11 protein-coding genes are annotated in these 16621 nt (G+C 71.8%); 5 read left to right on the forward strand and 6 right to left on the reverse strand.

Going from position 1 to position 16621, the window contains the following annotated elements; all coding sequences use genetic code 11:
• Window positions 1-11 precede the first annotated feature (11 nt).
• Entirely contained in the window at window positions 12-1466 is a 1455-nt protein-coding gene (locus AB0881_RS02030; RefSeq protein ID WP_366613578.1) for an LCP family protein, read from the reverse strand.
• Window positions 1467-1665: 199 nt separating this feature from the next.
• On the opposite strand from AB0881_RS02030, the gene AB0881_RS02035 reads away from it, so the two are divergent.
• Window positions 1666-2538, forward strand: coding sequence for a serine/threonine-protein kinase (locus AB0881_RS02035; RefSeq protein ID WP_366613579.1), 873 nt, complete (start codon window positions 1666-1668; stop codon window positions 2536-2538).
• Window positions 2539-2549: 11 nt separating this feature from the next.
• On the opposite strand, the gene AB0881_RS02040 is transcribed toward AB0881_RS02035, so the two are convergent.
• From AB0881_RS02040 to AB0881_RS02050, 3 genes are read right to left on the reverse strand one after another with little or no spacing between them, the layout of a single operon-like run.
• Window positions 2550-3692, reverse strand: coding sequence for an OmpA family protein (locus AB0881_RS02040; protein ID WP_366613580.1), 1143 nt, complete (start codon window positions 3690-3692; stop codon window positions 2550-2552).
• A gap of 4 nt (window positions 3693-3696) precedes the next feature.
• Window positions 3697-4260, reverse strand: coding sequence for an OmpA family protein (locus AB0881_RS02045; protein WP_366613581.1), 564 nt, complete (start codon window positions 4258-4260; stop codon window positions 3697-3699).
• Window positions 4257-4826, reverse strand: coding sequence for a hypothetical protein (locus AB0881_RS02050; protein WP_366613582.1), 570 nt, complete (start codon window positions 4824-4826; stop codon window positions 4257-4259). Before AB0881_RS02050 ends, AB0881_RS02045 begins: the two co-directional genes overlap by 4 nt.
• 119 nt (window positions 4827-4945) lie before the next feature.
• On the opposite strand from AB0881_RS02050, the gene AB0881_RS02055 reads away from it, so the two are divergent.
• From AB0881_RS02055 to AB0881_RS02070, 4 genes are all read left to right on the forward strand, one after another.
• Complete coding sequence (locus AB0881_RS02055; RefSeq protein ID WP_366613583.1) at window positions 4946-5473, forward strand: helix-turn-helix domain-containing protein; 528 nt, start codon at window positions 4946-4948, stop codon at window positions 5471-5473.
• A gap of 292 nt (window positions 5474-5765) precedes the next feature.
• Window positions 5766-6596: a hypothetical protein gene (locus AB0881_RS02060; RefSeq protein ID WP_366613584.1), complete on the forward strand. Its 831-nt coding sequence runs from the start codon at window positions 5766-5768 to the stop codon at window positions 6594-6596.
• A 16-nt stretch (window positions 6597-6612) separates the two neighbouring features.
• Window positions 6613-8598, forward strand: a complete 1986-nt coding sequence (locus AB0881_RS02065) for a fumarate reductase/succinate dehydrogenase flavoprotein subunit (RefSeq protein ID WP_366613585.1) — start codon at window positions 6613-6615, stop codon at window positions 8596-8598.
• Entirely contained in the window at window positions 8595-9365 is a 771-nt protein-coding gene (locus tag AB0881_RS02070; protein ID WP_366613586.1) for a succinate dehydrogenase/fumarate reductase iron-sulfur subunit, read from the forward strand. Before AB0881_RS02065 ends, AB0881_RS02070 begins: the two co-directional genes overlap by 4 nt.
• A 67-nt stretch (window positions 9366-9432) precedes the next feature.
• Here the strand turns inward: AB0881_RS02070 and AB0881_RS02075 are convergent, their stop codons facing one another.
• Both AB0881_RS02075 and AB0881_RS02080 read right to left on the reverse strand, forming a co-directional pair.
• Window positions 9433-9924 carry a DUF4265 domain-containing protein gene (locus AB0881_RS02075; RefSeq protein ID WP_366613587.1) on the reverse strand — a complete coding sequence of 164 codons (492 nt, stop codon included), beginning with the start codon at window positions 9922-9924 and terminating at the stop codon, window positions 9433-9435.
• Between the two features lie 125 nt (window positions 9925-10049).
• Complete coding sequence (locus tag AB0881_RS02080; protein ID WP_366613718.1) at window positions 10050-16580, reverse strand: RHS repeat-associated core domain-containing protein; 6531 nt, start codon at window positions 16578-16580, stop codon at window positions 10050-10052.
• Window positions 16581-16621 lie beyond the last annotated feature (41 nt).

The raw sequence follows: 16621 nt of genomic DNA on the forward strand, positions 1-16621 counted from the left end.
GATTCTTGTGATCACTTGCAGAGGTTCTGGCCGGGCTTCACGCCGCCGTGGATGTTGTCGATCGCGGCCGGGGCGAGGCGGACGCCGGGCTTGCCGATGATGAGGCGCACGCCGTCGCCCGGGGCGTTCGGGTCGGTGGTGAGCAGGGCGTTCGGGACGACCTTGGCCAGCGCGGACGCCTGGGACTCGGCGGCCGGGGCGTAGGCGATCCGGCTCTCGGTGCCGGCGGGGGCCTTCTCGGTCTTCTTCGCGACCTTGAAGCCGCGCCGCTTCAGCTGGTCCGTGACGCGCTTGACGAGCCTCCCGTCCGCCCCGGCGTCGACGACCGTGACCTTCACCTTGGACGGGGCGGGCAGGGCCGGCCGCGGCTTGGCGGGCGCGGCCGCCGGCAGGTCGTTGTCGTGCTTGATGGCCTCGAAGAGCCGGCCGGCGGCGTCCTGGTCCCACTGGACGCGGTTGGGGTCGGGTGCGTACCGCTCCACCGGGACGGTCACGAAGCGGACCTGCCCCGCGCTCATCCCCTTGAGGCCCTCGGCCAGCTTCCGCATGGCGGCCAGGTCGAGGTCGTCGTCGGTCGTCATCGACTTGGTGGCGGCCTTGAGGAACTTGTACGTCTTGGCGGGATCGGTGAGGATCTCGCTGCTGGTGGCCTTGTCGACGACCGACGCCATGAACTTCTGCTGGCGCTCGATGCGCTCCAGGTCCGAGCCGTTGCCGAGGGAGTAGCGGGCGCGGACGTAGCCGAGGGCGTCCTCGCCCTTGACGGTCTGCTTCCCGGCCTTGAGGAACAGCTCGGCGCGGGGGTCGTTCACCGGCCGCTCGACGCAGATCTCCACGCCGTCGAGGGCGTCCACGACGCGCTTGAAGCCGGCGAAGTCGATCTGGACGAAGTGGTCGATGTGGATGCCGGTGAGCGACTCCAGGGTCTTCCACGTGCAGGTCGGGCCGGCGAACGCGAACGCGGTGTTCAGCATCCCGAACCGTCCCGGGACCGTTCCGCCCTTGTCCTTCCGGCAGGACGGGATCTTCACCATCGAGTCGCGCGGGAAGCTGACGCCGACCGCCTGGTCGCGGTTGGGGGACAGGTGCAGCAGGATCGCGGTGTCCGAGCGCGCGCCGGTCATCCCGGCGGCGGCGCCGTAGCGCGCGTTGTCGCCCTCGCGGCTGTCGGAGCCGAGCAGCAGGATGTTGAGCGATTTGTTGAGCTTCTTCGGACGGTCGGTGCCCAGCTGGCGGTCGGCGTCGCGCTGCTCGATCCCGCCCATGATGTCGTAGTAGAGGCCCGCCGCCCCGGCGCCGGTGAGGAGCAGGAGCGCCGCGACGCCGAACGCCGTGCGGCGCAGGATCCTCCGCTTCCGGGTGCGGACCTTCCGGCCGCCCTCGGACGTCTGCTCGCCCGCGGGCGTCCGGTCGTCGTCGCCGGGGGGCGCGGTGTCCTCGTCGCGGCGGGGCTCGTTCTCGCTCATCGGGTCCCGTCTCGGGCAGGCCCTGTCCAGGGCGGGTGCTTTGAGTGTTTCGTCAGTTTAGGCGTGGGGTGGAGGTGATGTCCGTTCATGACCATCCACATGTTGGATGCCCGGAGGGGCCCGGGCGTTGCCATCGGAGGCCCGATGTGGGCGATACCGCATCCGGCCGCTCTCCGGACGGGTCCGTACGATCGGTGCCGTGAACGCGGGGCCGGCGAGCGCGGAGTGGGTGATCGGCGGGCGGTTCGCCATGCTCGACCGGATCGGCGCGGGCGGCGCGGGCCGCGTCTGGCGCGCCTACGACCGGCAGAGAGGCGGCTACTGCGCCGCCAAGCTGGTCCGCCAGACCGGCACCACCGTACGGCTGCGCGTGGTGCGCGAGCGCGCGCTCAGGCTGGCCCACCCGCACGTGGTGACGCCGTACGCCTGGTATCCGGCGGACGAGGACGTCCTCCTGGCCATGAACCTCGTGCGGGGCGGCTCGCTGGAGACGCTGCTCGGCGACTACGGCGGCCTGCCGCCCGCGTTCGCCGCCGAGCTGCTGGACCAGCTGCTCGCCGCGCTCGGCCACGTGCACGCCGCCGGCATCGTCCACCGGGACGTGAAGCCCGCCAACCTGCTCCTGGAGCCCAGCCCGGTGGGGGCGCCGCACCTGCGCGTGGCCGACTTCGGCATCGCGCTGGGCGGCGACGGCATGCGGTTCACGACGACGGGCTTCACCGTCGGGACGCCGGGCTACCTGGCGCCGGAGGTGCTCGACTGGAACCGCCCCGGCCCCGCGCAGGACCTGTACGCCGCCGGGATGGTCTGCTGGCGGATGCTCACCGGCGCGGGCGACCCCGAGCCCAGGCAGCGGATCGGCCCGCCGCCGCCCGGCGTCCCGGCGGCGCTGTGGAACGCCGTCCGGCGCCTGTGCGCGCCCGCGCCGCGGGACCGTCCGGTCTCCGCCGAGGCCGCCCGAGCGGAGCTGGCCGCCTGCGCGCCGCCCCTGGACCTCCCGGCCCGCACCCGCGACGGCGAACCCCTCCAGATCTTCGACCACCTGGGCGCGCCGCCGGGCCCCGCCCGCTAGCGCGCCCGGCGCTACCGCTTCTCGGCGGAGATGACCACGCGGCGGTTCTTGGCGCGGCCCGCCGGGTCGTCGGCGCCGGAGGCGGTGGCGTTGGGCGCGGCGGGCCTGGTCTCCCCGTATCCGGTGGCCTTGAGGCGGCTGCGGGCGATGCCGCCCTTGGTGGCGAGCCAGTCGAGGACGGCTCGGGCGCGCTGCTCGGAGAGCCGCCGGTTGGCGGCCGGGTCGCCCTTGGCGTCGGTGTGGCCGTCGATCCGGACGGCGGCGCCCGGCGGGACGTCGCGCTCGATGGAGGCGGCGATCCTCTCCAGTTCGGTGGCGGCGGCCGGCTTGACGGCGGCCCGGCCGAAGTCGAAGAGGACGTCGGCCTCGATGCTGTACGCGATCGAGCCCTCGCCCCGGAAGACCTGGCCGCGTCCCGCGCGGTACGCCTCGAGCCGGGCGGGCGGGACGCGCACGGGCTCGATGCGCACCGGCGGGACCCGTACGGGCGGGACGCGGACGGCGGGGACGCACTCGCCGGCGGGGTTGCAGGCACGCGGCCGGTATGCCGAGCCACGGTACGCGGAGGCGCGGTAGACGGACGCGCGGTACGCGGAGGCGCGGTAGGCCGAGGCCACGTACTCGCCCTCCCGGGACGGCTTGAACTGGCACACCTCGTCGACACCGACCGCGTGCGTGGAGACGGCGGCGGAGGTGACGGCCTCGGAGCGGACCGGCGGCGTCCGGGCGCCGCCCGCGTCGACGCCGGGGATCTCGACGGCGGGGATGGTCACGGCGGGGATCCCGGTCGCCGGGATGTGGACGGCGCTCAGGCAGCCGCCGGGCGCGGGCCGGATGTCGACGCACTGGGCGGGGATCCGCCCGCCGGGGATGTCGACGCCCGGGATCGTGACGGCGGGGACGGTCCGGCCGCCGACGGTGGCAGCGGGGACGTGCACCGGATCGGCGTGCACCGCGGGGTACTCCACCGCGGGAATCAGCTGGCCCCCATTAGGGCAGCTCGTGGGCTCGGGACCGGTGGCCGCCGGGGTCGGGGCGGTGCCCGCCTTGGACGGGACGGCCCCCGTCCCGGTCGAGGCGGGCCGTTCGGGCGAGCCGCCCGCGCAGGCGGAGGTGAGCAGGAGGAGGGCCGTCACGGCCGCCGGGATCCTCATGGCGTCAGCTCTTCTGGAAGGTGATGTCGACGCGGCGGTTCTTGGCGCGCCCGGCGGGGTCGTCCTTGCCGCCGCTGGTGTTGGGGGCGACCGGCCGGGTCTCGCCGTGGCCGGTCGCCTCGACGCGGGCGGCGGAGCCGGTCATGAGGCGTTCCAGCTCGGCCTTGACGGCCTCGGCGCGCCGGGTCGAGAGGGCCTGGTTGTACGCGGCCTCGCCGACGCTGTCGGAGTGGCCGGAGACCTCGATCGTGCCGGTGGCCTGCCGGAGCCGGGCGGCGAGCCGGGCGATGCGGCGGCGCGCGGCGTCGGTGAGGGTGGCCTCGTTGAAGTCGAACAGCACGTCGGCGGAGATGCGCACGGTGACCCGGCCGCCGCTGACCTCCTCGGACTCCAGCGGCTGCACGAACCGGGAGAGGTCGATGCCGTGCACGTACGAGGCGGGGTCGATGCCGTGGACGGCCGCGCTCAGGTTGCCGTCGGGGACGTCCGGGTCGGCGCCCGCGATCCCCGGCACGCCGAGGACGAGGACCAGGGCGGCCGCGACGACGGCGGGGCGGCGCGCGGTCACCGCTCGACCGGGATGTTGCGGAACGTCGGCCACGAGCCGTACTGCAGGTCGAGCGACTTCACGTTCTCCGGCGGCGCGGCGAACGTGTAGGTGTGCAGGCTCGGCTGGTTGTTGCGCGTGTCGACCGTGATGTAGTCGGTCTGCAGCTCGTTGCCGGCCGAGTCCTTGACGACGACGTAGCGCTTGAGGTTGACCGGGTCGATGAGCGCGGTGTCGAGGCCGTCCCTGCCGTTGAGCTCGTACGGGTTGGGGGTCTGCTCGGTGGTGGCCGGCAGCCGCGGGGTGAGCCGCATCGTGAGGGTGGCCAGCTTGCCCCGGACCCGCAGGCCCATCACGGCGATCTCGACCTTGGCGCCCTCGGCGACCGGCGTGTCGAAGGTGCCGGCGGCCACCGGCTTGCCGGTGGCGTCGACGCCGGGCCTGCCGCCGCCCGACTCGACCCCCGAGCCGCCCGAGCCATCCGAATTGCCCGAGTCGCCGGAGCCGTCCCCGCCGGGCAGGCCCGAGCATCCGGCCAGCAGCACCGCGAGCGCCGCCAGTCCCGCCGTGCGGCGTCTGATCGTCATCTCGTACCACTCCAGGGGGTCGCATATGCAAATGATCGATGACGTGGCACGATGGGAGGTGCCGCGTGCATCGGCGAAGATAGTGTTTGCACTTGCGAACCGTCAAGGGGTTTCACGGCGTGAGCGACATCGTCGCCCGTAACCGGGCGCTGCAGGCCGAGTGGTACGGCGAGCCGCTCGGCGACCGGTTCCGCAGGCTGCTCGACCGGCTGGGGCTCTCGCAGTCGGGGCTGGCCGGGGTGCTCGGGCTGTCGCCGCCGATGCTGTCCCAGCTCATGTCCGGGCAGCGCGCGAAGATCAGCAACCCGGCGGTGCTGAACCGCCTCGCGGCGGCCGAGGAGCTGGCCGCCGAGCCGGGCTTCGGCGACCTGCCGGCGGGCGAGGTCGCCGCCCGCCTCGACCGCATCCGGGCCGAGACGGCGGCCACGACCCCCGGCCTGCGGGCGACGGCGGAGCGGGTGCCGGCGGGGTCGCCTGCCCGTGCGTTGCAGGCGCTCCTGCGCGCGGTCGCGTCCGCGCAGGAGATCGAGGGCGCGGCGGCGCTCATCGACACCGCCTACCCGGAGCTCGCCCAGGTGCTCCGGGTGTACGGCAACGGCCGCACCGCCGAGGCCGAGGAGCACCTGGCGCGCACGCTGGGCGCATAGCAGTTCGTTGATCATGCTTTCCGGCGCTCGTGTCCATTCCTTGAAGTCATAACGACTGGTTATGGGGCGGGCGCGCGCCGTCCGGGGCTCGCGGATGCCATAGCCTGTGGTCAGGCTCACACGGGGCGCTGGCTGTTATGTATGTCACAGGCCAGGTCAAAGGGCGTATGGTCGCCTCGCTGGAGACGCACACGCGGCGTTACCGCCCGCGTGCGGCCGGGGCGCGACGGCGGCATATGTGCGTTCGACCGTGGTACGGGGAACCGATGACCCGAGCTCAGGAGAGCGATCGATGAGCACTGTGGAGGCGCCGGGCAAGGCGCGCGCCCAGATCAAGGAACGTACGCTCCGCAAGGACAACTGGCGGCTCTATCCGGTCACGACCTTCGTGATCTTCACGGCGTGGGTGGTGTACGCGACCGTCCGGGCCTTCTGGGGCTCCGCGTTCTACGTGCCCGAGTTCCACTACCTCACGCCGTTCTACTCGCCCTGCCTGAACGACATCTGCAACGACGTGACGGTGAACGGCCACACCGGCAGCGCCGCGGAGTTCGGGACGTTCCTGCCGGAGGGGACGCGGGGCTGGATCCCGTTCGCGGCGATCTCGCTGCCGTTCCTGCTGCTGTTCCGGCTGACCTGCTACTACTACCGCAAGGCGTACTACCGGTCGTTCTGGGCGTCCCCGAGCGCGTGCGCCGTCCGCGAGCCGCACAAGAAGTACACCGGCGAGCGGCGCTTCCCCCTGATCGGGCAGAACCTGCACCGCTACTTCTGGCTGGCCGCGGTGCTCATCTCGCTCGTCAACACCTACGACGCGATCCTGGCGTACCACGGCAAGGACGGCGGGTTCGGCGTCGGCCTGGGCAGCCTGATCCTGACCGCGAACGTGATCCTGCTGTGGCTGTACACGCTGTCCTGCCACTCCTGCCGGCACATCGTGGGCGGGCGGCTCAAGAACTTCTCCAAGCACCCGGTGCGGTACTGGATGTGGGGCCAGGTCTCCAAGATGAACCAGCGGCACGGCCAGTACGCGCTGATCACCCTGGGCTCGCTGGTGGTGGCCGACTTCTACGTGATGCTCGTGGCCAGCGAGACAATCTCCGACCTGCGATTCTTCAACTGAGGGGGCCTGTAGATCAATGACAGAGATCGAGAGGCACTCGTACGACGTCGTGGTGATCGGCGCGGGCGGCGCCGGGCTGCGCGCCGCGATCGAGGCGCGGCTCCAGGGCAAGAAGACCGCGATCATCTCCAAGTCGCTGTTCGGCAAGGCGCACACGGTGATGGCCGAGGGCGGCGCCGCCGCGGCGATGGGGAACGTCAACCCCAACGACAACTGGCAGGTGCACTTCCGCGACACCATGCGCGGCGGCAAGTTCCTCAACAACTGGCGGATGGCGGAGCTGCACGCCAAGGAGGCCCCGGACCGCGTCTGGGAGCTGGAGCACTGGGGCGCGCTGTTCGACCGCACCAAGGACGGCAAGATCAGCCAGCGCAACTTCGGCGGGCACGAGTACCCGCGGCTGGCGCACGTCGGTGACCGCACCGGCCTGGAGCTGATCCGCACCGCGCAGCAGAAGATCGTCGCGCTCCAGCAGGAGGACCACCGCGAGCACGGCGACTACGACGCGCGGATCAAGGTGTGGGCCGAGACCACCGTGACCCGCCTGCTGCTGGACGAGTCGGGCGCCATCGCGGGCGCGTTCGCGTACGTCCGCGAGACCGGCAAGTTCGTCGTGTTCGAGGCGCCGGCGGTGGTGCTCGCGACCGGTGGCATCGGCAAGGCGTTCAAGGTCACGTCCAACTCGTGGGAGTACACCGGCGACGGGCACGCGCTGGCGCTGCTGGCCGGCGGGACGCTGCTGAACATGGAGTTCGTGCAGTTCCACCCGACCGGGATGGTCTGGCCGCCGTCGGTGAAGGGCATCCTGGTCACCGAGTCGGTGCGCGGTGACCGCGGGGTGCTGAAGAACTCCGAGGGCAAGCGGTTCATGTTCGACTACATCCCCGAGGTGTTCAAGGCGCAGTACGCCACCACCGAGGAGGAGGGCGACCGCTGGTACGACGACCCCGACAACAACCGGCGCCCGCCCGAGCTGCTGCCGCGCGACGAGGTGGCGCGGGCGATCAACAGTGAGGTGAAGGCGGGCCGCGGCTCACCGGCCGGCGGCGTCTTCCTCACCGTCGTGGGCCGGATGCCGGGCGGCGCCGAGGAGATCAAGCGGCGGCTGCCGGCGATGCACCACCAGTTCAAGGAGCTGGCCGACGTCGACATCACCAAGGAGGCGATGGAGGTCGGCCCGACCTGCCACTACGTGATGGGCGGCGTGGAGGTCGACCCCGACACGGGCGCGGCGCTGGTCCCCGGCCTGTTCGCGGCGGGCGAGTGCTCGGGCGGCATGCACGGCTCCAACCGGCTGGGCGGCAACTCGCTGACCGACCTGCTGGTGTTCGGCCGCCGGGCCGGGCTGGGCGCGTCCGAGTACGTGGACGCGCTGGCGGCGCGGCCGGCGCTGCCCGAGGCCGAGATCGAGGCGGCGGCGGCCGAGGCGCTGGCGCCGTTCGAGCGCGAGGGCGGCGAGAACCCGTACGCCGTGCACGCCGAGCTCCAGCAGACGATGAACGACCTGGTCGGCATCATCCGCAGGGAAGAGGAGATCAAGCAGGCCCTCGCCGCGCTGGAGAAGCTGCGCGAGCGCGTCGCGAACGTCAGCGTCGAGCCGGTCGCGGTGAACGACGGCCGCGGCTACCACCCGGGCTGGCACCTGGCGCTGGACCTGCGCAACATGCTGCTGGTCTCGGAGGCGATCGCGCGGGCCGCGCTGGAACGCCAGGAGAGCCGCGGCGGCCACACCCGCGAGGACTACCCCGGGATGTCGGCGGAGTGGCGGAAGGTCAACCTCGTCTGCCGGCTGGCCGGCGACCCCGACGCCCCGCACGTGGAGCTGAAGCGCCAGCCGATGGAGCCGATGCGCGCCGACCTGCTGGAGCTGTTCGAGACCGACGAGCTGAAGAAGTACCTCACCGGCGCGGAGCTGCCGGGCGCGGCCGCCGGCGCCGGGCCCGCCGTGCCCGCCGGTGCGACCGCCGCCGACGCCGACGAGACCGAGGAGACCGACCGATGAGCTACGACGCCAAGTTCCGGGTCTGGCGCGGCGACGAGGGCGAGGGCGAGCTGGTCGACTACAGCGTGGAGGTGAACGAGGGCGAGGTCGTCCTCGACATCATCCACCGGCTGCAGGCGACGCAGGCCCCCGACCTGGCCGTCCGCTGGAACTGCAAGGCCGGAAAGTGCGGGTCCTGCTCGGCCGAGGTGAACGGCATGCCGCGGCTGATGTGCATGACCCGGATGTCGACGTTCGAGCCGGACGAGACCATCACCGTCACCCCGATCCGCACGTTCCCGGTGATCCGCGACCTGGTCACCGACGTGTCGTTCAACTACGAGAAGGCGCGGGAGATCCCGTCGTTCGACCCGGGCGACACCAAGCCGGGCGAGTTCCGGATGCAGCAGGTGGACGTCGAGCGCTCGCAGGAGTTCCGCAAGTGCATCGAGTGCTTCCTGTGCAACAACGTCTGCCACGTCATCCGCGACCACGAGGAGAACAAGCCCGACTTCGCCGGGCCGCGCTTCCTCATGCGGATCGGTGAGCTGGAGATGCACCCGGCGGACGCGGCCGACCGGCGCAACATCGCGCAGGAGGACCACGGGCTGGGCTTCTGCAACATCACCAAGTGCTGCACCGAGGTGTGCCCCGAGCACATCAAGATCACCGACAACGCGCTGATCCCGATGAAGGAACGGGTCGTCGGCCGCAAGTACGACCCGGTGGTCTGGCTCGGCAGCAAGCTCGGCATCGTCAAGAAGGGGCAGGACACCCCCTCGGCGTGACGGGGGCCCGCCCCTCGTCCCCCCGCGTCCCCTCCTCCCGTCCGTTCCGGCCGCGGCGCGCCCGCGGTCAGAGCGGGCGGGAGGTCTCCTTTTCGAGGATCCCTTCCGCCGCGAGGGGGTCGAGGACCTCGTCCAGCTCCGCGGTGGCCGGCGGGCCCGGGTAGTGGACGGCGAGGTAGCCGAACCGGTGGATCTCGTACGGCAGCCCGGCCCGTTCGGCGGCGGCGACGATCTCCCGCTGGCCGTCCCGTACGGTCTCGCGGTCGCGGTCGCGGAACGCGGCCCGGAGCGTGGTGCCCGGGGCGGGCCGCACCACCGAGTCGACGACCCACTCGAACTCCGGTGCCGATCTGGCGGAGACCTCGTCGCCGAGGCTCAGGCCGTAGGCGAAGAACGGGACGCAGCAGATCTCGTAGAGCCCGCCGTCCAGCGTGCGCGCCCACAGCTGCTCCCAGCGGCCGGGCATGCGGGAGCCGGTGAGGTCGCACATGATGATGAAGTCGGCCCGGTCCCGTCCCACCGGGTCCCTGTGCACGCAGATGTCGCGCTCGTCGACCACGCCGCGATCCTAACAGCCGCTTTTCCGGCGTCCGATTCTCGGAATCGTTCCCTCGCTCGAATTGGCGCCCCGGCCGTATCGCGCGGTATTCGCGCGGTACGGCCGGGGCGCCGGAGCCGCCTATGTCACCGGACCCACCGGGGCGGCCCGTACTTCAGTACGTAGGCGACCTGCATGTCCGTCGGCCACCAGGGCGGCGGCCATTTACCGACATATCCCGGGGGCGGGTTCTTCGGCGTGTAGCGGTCGCGCTTGGAGGAATTGCAGTGCCGGCAGACCGGGCCGGTGTTGGTCTCCTCCAGGTCGCCGCCCCGCGAGCGCGGCCAGCGGTGCTCGACCGCGCCTGCGGTCGGCATGCCGCAGTACATGCACTCGACCGGGCCGGTGCCGCCGAAGTAGTGGTCGCGCAGCTCGTCGGTGACCGGCTGCCCGGAGCCCTGGCCGCCGCAGGACCCCGGCGGGATGCGCGGCGGGTCGTTGTGGACCAGCGCGCCGCCGAGCCCGCCGAACACCACGTGGTACGTGCTCGTCCCCGCGACGGTCAGGTTGTGCACCCGCCGGCCGGAGACCGTGCGCTCGGCGACCTCGGTCACCCGCGCCCAGCCGCCGTCGGCCATCCGCAGCCACGCGCCCCGCTTCAGCTCGCCGGCGGTGGCCCAGTGGCGGCCGACCGGGAGCCAGAACGGGTGATTCTCGGTCGCCGTGACCGTCGCGGTCCGCGCACCGTCACCACCGGACCCCGAGCCGGTGCCCGAGCCGGGGCGGCGGACGGTGATCTCGACCAGCCGCTTGGTGCCCTTGCTGCTGAGGGTCCGGGTGACCCGGCGGGCACGGGTCTCGCCCGTCTCCGGGTCGGTGGCCGCCACCGTGTCGCCGGCCTTCACGTCCTCGATCGGCCTGCTCGTGCCGTCGGCCATGAGGACCCGCGTGCCGGGCAGGAAGCTGCTGCGCACCGGGCAGGCCGCCGGTCCGTCCTGGCGTGGGGGCGGGTCGGGCGTGTCCCGCGGCGGCGGCGCGGGGTCGTTCCGCGGCGGCGGTGCCGGGTCGTTCCGCGGCGGGGGTGCCGGGTCGTCGCGCGGCGGCGTCGGCGCGGGATCCCGGGCCGGCGGGGCGTCCGGCGCCGGCCGTACGGTGGGCGGCGGATCGACGCGCCGTCCCGCGTCCGAGAGCGCCTCCGCGGCCTGCGTGCCCTTCCGGGTCCACTTGGCGCCCGTCGACCCCCAGCCCGCGAACGGGATCATGGCGGCGGCGGACAGGGCCGCGTCCACGCACGAGTTCTCGGACTGGTAGCCGGCCACGCACTCGATGCCGGACCAGGCGGCGTTGATGCCGTCGGCGACCTCGCCGACCCCGGGGATCAGCCCGACGACGTCGAGCGCGCCGTGGCCGATGCCCGAGACCCAGTCGTACCAGCCGTGCCCGTCCAGCTCGACGTGCGTGATCGGGTTCCCGCCGGCGAACGCGTAGCGGCTCCCGCCGAACGGGTCGGCCGCCAGCCGCAGATCGCTCAGCGCGCCCGCGTACATGTCGCGGGTCAGGAACCGGTTCAGGCCCGGCGAGTAGTTCCGGAACCCCATGTCGTAGGTACCGGACGTCTCGTCGAAGCGCTGGCCGTTGAACCGGTAGGCGTTGTACGGGTCCTTGGCGGGCCGCGCCGGGTCGGGCTTGTCGACGCCGGTGAACCGGGACTCGTCGTTCTGCCCGTAGGCGGTGTACCCGTAGGTGGCCCGCGTGTTCCCGTCGTCGTCGGTGATGGCCTCGACGTCGCCCTTGGGGTGGTAGACGTAGTGCGAGACCTCGTCGTCCTCGCCCTCGTCGTGCTTGATCTGGGTGATCTTGCTGGTCGGGGACGCCTGGTAGCGCTTGACGATCTTCCCGGCCTCCTCCTCGGAGAGCACCTCCGAGGTGAGCCCGAGGTAGTTCAGCGCCGTGCGCTTCTCCTCCTCGCCGCCGGCGTTCTTGGTCGTGGTGGCCGTACGGTCGAACGGGTCGTAGGTGTAGACCGAGCGCCGGGCCGCGTCGCCCGTCCCGGTGGTGTGCTCGGAGAGCCGGTCGTACCCGTCGTACCTGTTCTGCTCCACGGTCTGCCCGCCCGACGACACCGAGCCGAGCCGTCCGAGCGGGTCGTAGCGGTAGGTGGAGGTGACGCCGTCCGTGGTGGCGGAGACCAGCCGGTTGCGGTCGTAGTCGTAGCGGGTGGTGCGCTCGTCGGCGGTCTGCTCGATCACGTTGCTGTTGGCGTCGTGGACGAACCGCTCGGTGCCGGGCCGGTCGCCTTCCTTGTCGACCCTGGCGATGCGGTCGCGCGGGTCGTACGCGAACGAGTGCGTCGTGTCGAGCGTCGCGCCGTGGTTGTCGGCGTTCATGACCCGCGCCACGTCCTTGACCGGGTCGCCGTTGGGGCCGTAGGTCAGGTCGTGCTGGGCGACGACGGCGCCGCCGCTCTTGCGCTCGGTCTGGGACGCGATGGTCCTGTCGAGGTTGTAGGCGTACTCGACGGTGTTGCCGTTCGGCTTGGTCTGCCTGTCGACCTGGCCGCGCGCCGTGTACGAGTACGTCGTGACGTTCTTGTCGGAGGCGGACGGCGACCGCGCGTTGGTCACCTTCGCGACGAGGTCACGCGGGTCGTACTCGAACTCCGACCACACCTCGTCGTGCGTCCTCGTCCTGGCGTTGCCGTTCTCGTCGTAGGTGAACGTCGTGGTGTTGCGGACGGCGTCGCCCGACTTCTCCTGGAGCCGGGTGATCTGGTCGAGCTCGTCGTAGGCGAGCAGGTAGGTGGGGATGCGGGCGCCGGGCGTGCGGTCCTCGATCCGGTCGAGGTTGCCGTCGGCGTCGTACTCGTACAGGAACTCCTTGCGCTCCTCGTCCACGTCGCGCGAGTTGTCGCGGACGAGCCGGACGGCGTCGGCCGTCACCGTCCCGGACGCCTTGCCCGACAGCGTCACGTGCTGCCCGCGCCCCTCGGTGAAGTTGTACGAACCGAGCGAGACCCAGCCGCCGGCGTTCCTGCTCTGGTCGACCGTCCGCGTCGTGGTGGCGCCGCCGGCGTGGGTGATGGTGTACGTGGCGTCCTTGGCCGCGCCCTTCGCCTCCGGGTAGCGGACCGCGACCTCGTACGTGCCGCTCCGCGGGATGATCGGCTGCCATCCGAACAGGTCGGCGCCCGAGCCGCCGCGGTGGGTGCGCGCGTCGGAGCGGTAGGCGCCCTTCGCGCCGGGCGTCCCCTTCCAGTCGCCCTGGGACGAGACGCTGTACTTCTGCGAGTCGTCGAGGACGAGCTCGTCGCGGCCCACCGGTGCGCCCAGGTCGGAACGCCGAGCGAGCCTCCCGCTGGGGTAGAACTCCCAGTCCATGGTCCGCGAGACCGACCCGCCGGCGCTGGTCAGCGTGTTCTTGGTCTGGTTGCCCAGCGGGTCGTAGTCGTAGGAGTTGACGATCTCCCACGGGTCGGTGGAGGTCTTGATCCAGCCGTTGTCGTAGTAGCCGAAGCGCGTGTCGTTGCGGACCGACTCGCCGGACGACGGCGGCTTGGAGACCTTCTCCAGACGCCCGGCCGGGTCGTAGTCGTAGAGCGTGCGGTCGGGCCTGTTGTAGCGGCCGTCGCCCGGATCGTAGGCCGAGAGCTCCTCCTTGACCCGGTTGAGCGCGTCGTAGACGGTCTCCTGGACGAAGTCGTCGGGCTCGCCCTCGGTCTCCACCCCGCGCGGGGTGATGATCTTCGTCCGGTTGCCCGCCTGGTCGTAGACGTACCGGGTCGTCCGGTACACGGTGTTCCCGCCGTCGCGGCGGTGCGGTACCCGGCTCTCGACGAGCTTGCCGCGCTCGTCGTGCCGGTACGTGCGCTCGTTGCCGTCCTGGTCGGTCTCGCCGACCACCAGGCCGTCCAGGTCGAAGCGCTGCGCGACCTCCTTGCCGATGGCGTCGAAGGTCTTGACCGGCCGCCCGTTGAGGTCGAAGACGAACCGGGCCGAGTAGTCGCCCGGGTCGGGGGTGGCGTTCTTGCGCGGGTCGGCCGTCTTGACGAGGTTGCCGGCGACGTCGTACTCGGAGGTCGTCACGCCGCCCTGGGCGTTCACGGCCCTGACCGGGCGGTTCAGCTCGTCGTAGGCGAAGGTGGTGGTGAAGTCGTCCGGATCGTCGGTGAGGTTGCCGCGGGGCGACGTCTGCCGGACCAGGTTGCCGGCGTCGTCGTAGGCGAGGGTCGCGCGCCGCACCTCGGAGTCGGCGGTGTCCTGCGGCGACAGGACGCTGACGGGCTTGTCGTTGGCGTCGTACTGGAACCGGGTGACGGCGCCGTTCGGGGAGATGTCGGTGACGGTGTTGTCGTTCTTGTCGTACTCGGGCCCCGGCGCGAAGACGAACTCGCCGTTCGCCTGGTCCTTGGGGATCTTGGACGACAGCGGCCGCCCGAACGAGTCGAACGTGTAGCTGCTGGTCTTGCCCAGCGGGTCGGTGCTGGAGACGACGTTGCCGAGGACGTCGTAGGCGGCGGTGGACCTGTGGCCGAGCGCGTTGGTGATGCTCCTCGGGTAGCCGGACGGGTCGAAGTCGCCGTACTGCGTCGGGTTGCCGTTCGGGTCGGTCGACCTGGTCAGCTGGCCGTGCTCGTCGTACTCGTAGCGGGTGGTGTAGTCGCCCGCCTCGGCGGTGGCGTTGCCCTTGGGGTCGGTGACCGACAGGACGTTGCCCTTGCCGTCGTGCTCGAACGTCCACCTGCGGCCCTCGGGACTGGTCTTGGACGCCGGGTCGGCCACGTACCCGTCCAGGCTCGTGTCGTAGGTCATCCTGGTCGGGGGAGTGCCGTTCTTGTTGGCCTCGGGGTCGCGGATCTCCAGCGGATAGCCGGTCTTCTTGTCGAACCGCCAGGTGCTGACCGCGCCCCCGGCCTCCGCCAGGCGGCTGACGTTGTTGTCGTCGTCCCAGGTCAGCGTGGACGTCTGGTTCTTCGCGTTGGTGACGCGCTCGGGCCGGCCGAAGCCGTCGATCACGTACGTGGAGGTATGGCCGTTGGCGTCGGTGACGGTGGACTGGATCTTCGCGCCGGCGTGGCCGTCGGGGTCGGAGTAGCCGAAGCCGGTGCTCTTGCCGCGCCGGTCGGTGAGCCGGTCGACCCAGCGCCGCCCCGGCTGGTCGGTGTACGAGATCGCGGTGCCGTGGCCCAGCGGGTCGTTGACGGCGGTGAGCTTGGGGTTGTCGAGCAGGCCCGCCTTGTCGTAGAAGAACCCGAAGAACTTGGCCGTACGGGTGTCCTGCGCCCCGTCGATGAGCTCGGCGAGCAGGCCCTTGTCGGAGTAGACGAAGTCCAGCCGGCGGCCGGACACATCGGTGATCGACTTGACCTTGTTGATGATCGGGTCGAGCGACAGGTCGGCGCCGAGCAGCTTGCGGCCGTCCGCGACGTGCCAGAACGAGTCGCCGCGCTGGTAGTAGTCGACGGTGAGGGTGCGCCGGCCGGTGGCGTCGGTGATGTGCTTGAGCATCCCGGTGTTGCGGCCGCCGATCAGCGTGCGCTCGTAGGTGAGGCTGAGGGGGTTGCCGTTCTTGTCGACGACGGCGGTCTGGTAGCCCTGGGCGTCGAAGAAGAACTCGGTGCGGTCGGGCTTGGTCATGACCCAGGCGCGGTCGCCCTTGGCGGCCTTCTTCTGCAGGCGCAGATGGACGCCGGCGGGGGAGTCGTACGTCCACTTCGAGGGGTCGAGGCTGCCGTTCTTGTTGAGCTTGTAGACGTGGGACGTGCCGTCGCCGTCCACGAGCGTGACGCTCGCCGGATGGCCGGGGAGCCCGCCGGAGAACTGGAGCGGCGTGCCGAGGCGCTGCACGCTGGACGCCGAGATCGTCCAGCCGGGGCCGGCGTACACGTCCGAGGTGTCCAGGCTGTTGTACGCCAGGCGCAGGAACGTCGTCGGGCCGCGCGACGGGTGCGAGAACGGCGTGTAGCCCCAGACCGCGTTGCCGGAGAACTGGTTGACCTTGATGTCGGAGCCGGAACCGGTGTTCACGCCCGAGTACTGGTAGAACTTCTCCAGCCCGAGCTGCCCGGACGTGGCGTCCTCGACGGTCACGTCCTGGGCGAGCCCCTCGACGCCGGACCGCGACAGCCACTGCCGGCCCACCTTGTCGTACAGGTCCCAGGTCAGGGTGAACTCCTCGCGGGAGTTGCCGAACAGCGGGTCGGGCGAGCGCACCTGGGCCTTGACCGCCGCCTCGGCGCCCGGGGCGAGGTCCGCGGGCAGCGGCGTGGCGCGCTGGTTGGCGAGGCTGGTGACGTCGCGGCCCTCGCGGGTCGTCCAGCGGTACGACAGCACCCACCGGTCGGCGGGCAGCGCCGCGCCGGTCGTGTTGGTCACGGTGACGTCGACGGTCTCCTCGGTGCCGGGCTGCATGCGCTGCGGCATCGCCGGCGCGTCGTAGGCCGGGTTGGCGTCCTCGCTTCGGAGGGCGCGGGTCTCGGGCAGCTGGTCGCGTGCGCGGGCCTTCGCCTGCGCGGCCCCCACGGCACGGTCGTGCGCGGCGCGCTCGGCCTTGAAGGAGGGCGGCGGTTTCGGCGCCGCGGAGCGCGCGGGCGGCTTCCCGGGCGAACTCCCGGGCGAACGGCCCGGCACGGCGCCTGCCGGGCCGGCCGGCAGCAGGGCCGCCAACAGCAGTGGGACCACCGCCAAGCTCGCGAATCGCCGTGCTCGCACCATGACCTCGC

It is taken from the genome of Spirillospora sp. NPDC029432, from assembly GCF_040703975.1.
Classification (GTDB): Bacteria; Actinomycetota; Actinomycetes; order Streptosporangiales; family Streptosporangiaceae; genus Spirillospora.

What these genes read in the sequence shown, in the direction of transcription:
- AB0881_RS02030 (WP_366613578.1), bottom strand. Translation starts at nt 1,466, where the DNA reads ATGAGCGAGAACGAGCCCCGCCGCGACGAGGACACCGCGCCCCCCGGC.
- AB0881_RS02040 (WP_366613580.1), bottom strand. Translation starts at nt 3,692, where the DNA reads ATGAGGATCCCGGCGGCCGTGACGGCCCTCCTCCTGCTCACCTCCGCC.
- AB0881_RS02050 (WP_366613582.1), bottom strand. Translation starts at nt 4,826, where the DNA reads ATGACGATCAGACGCCGCACGGCGGGACTGGCGGCGCTCGCGGTGCTG.
- AB0881_RS02060 (WP_366613584.1), top strand. Translation starts at nt 5,766, where the DNA reads ATGAGCACTGTGGAGGCGCCGGGCAAGGCGCGCGCCCAGATCAAGGAA.
- AB0881_RS02065 (WP_366613585.1), top strand. Translation starts at nt 6,613, where the DNA reads ATGACAGAGATCGAGAGGCACTCGTACGACGTCGTGGTGATCGGCGCG.
- AB0881_RS02070 (WP_366613586.1), top strand. Translation starts at nt 8,595, where the DNA reads ATGAGCTACGACGCCAAGTTCCGGGTCTGGCGCGGCGACGAGGGCGAG.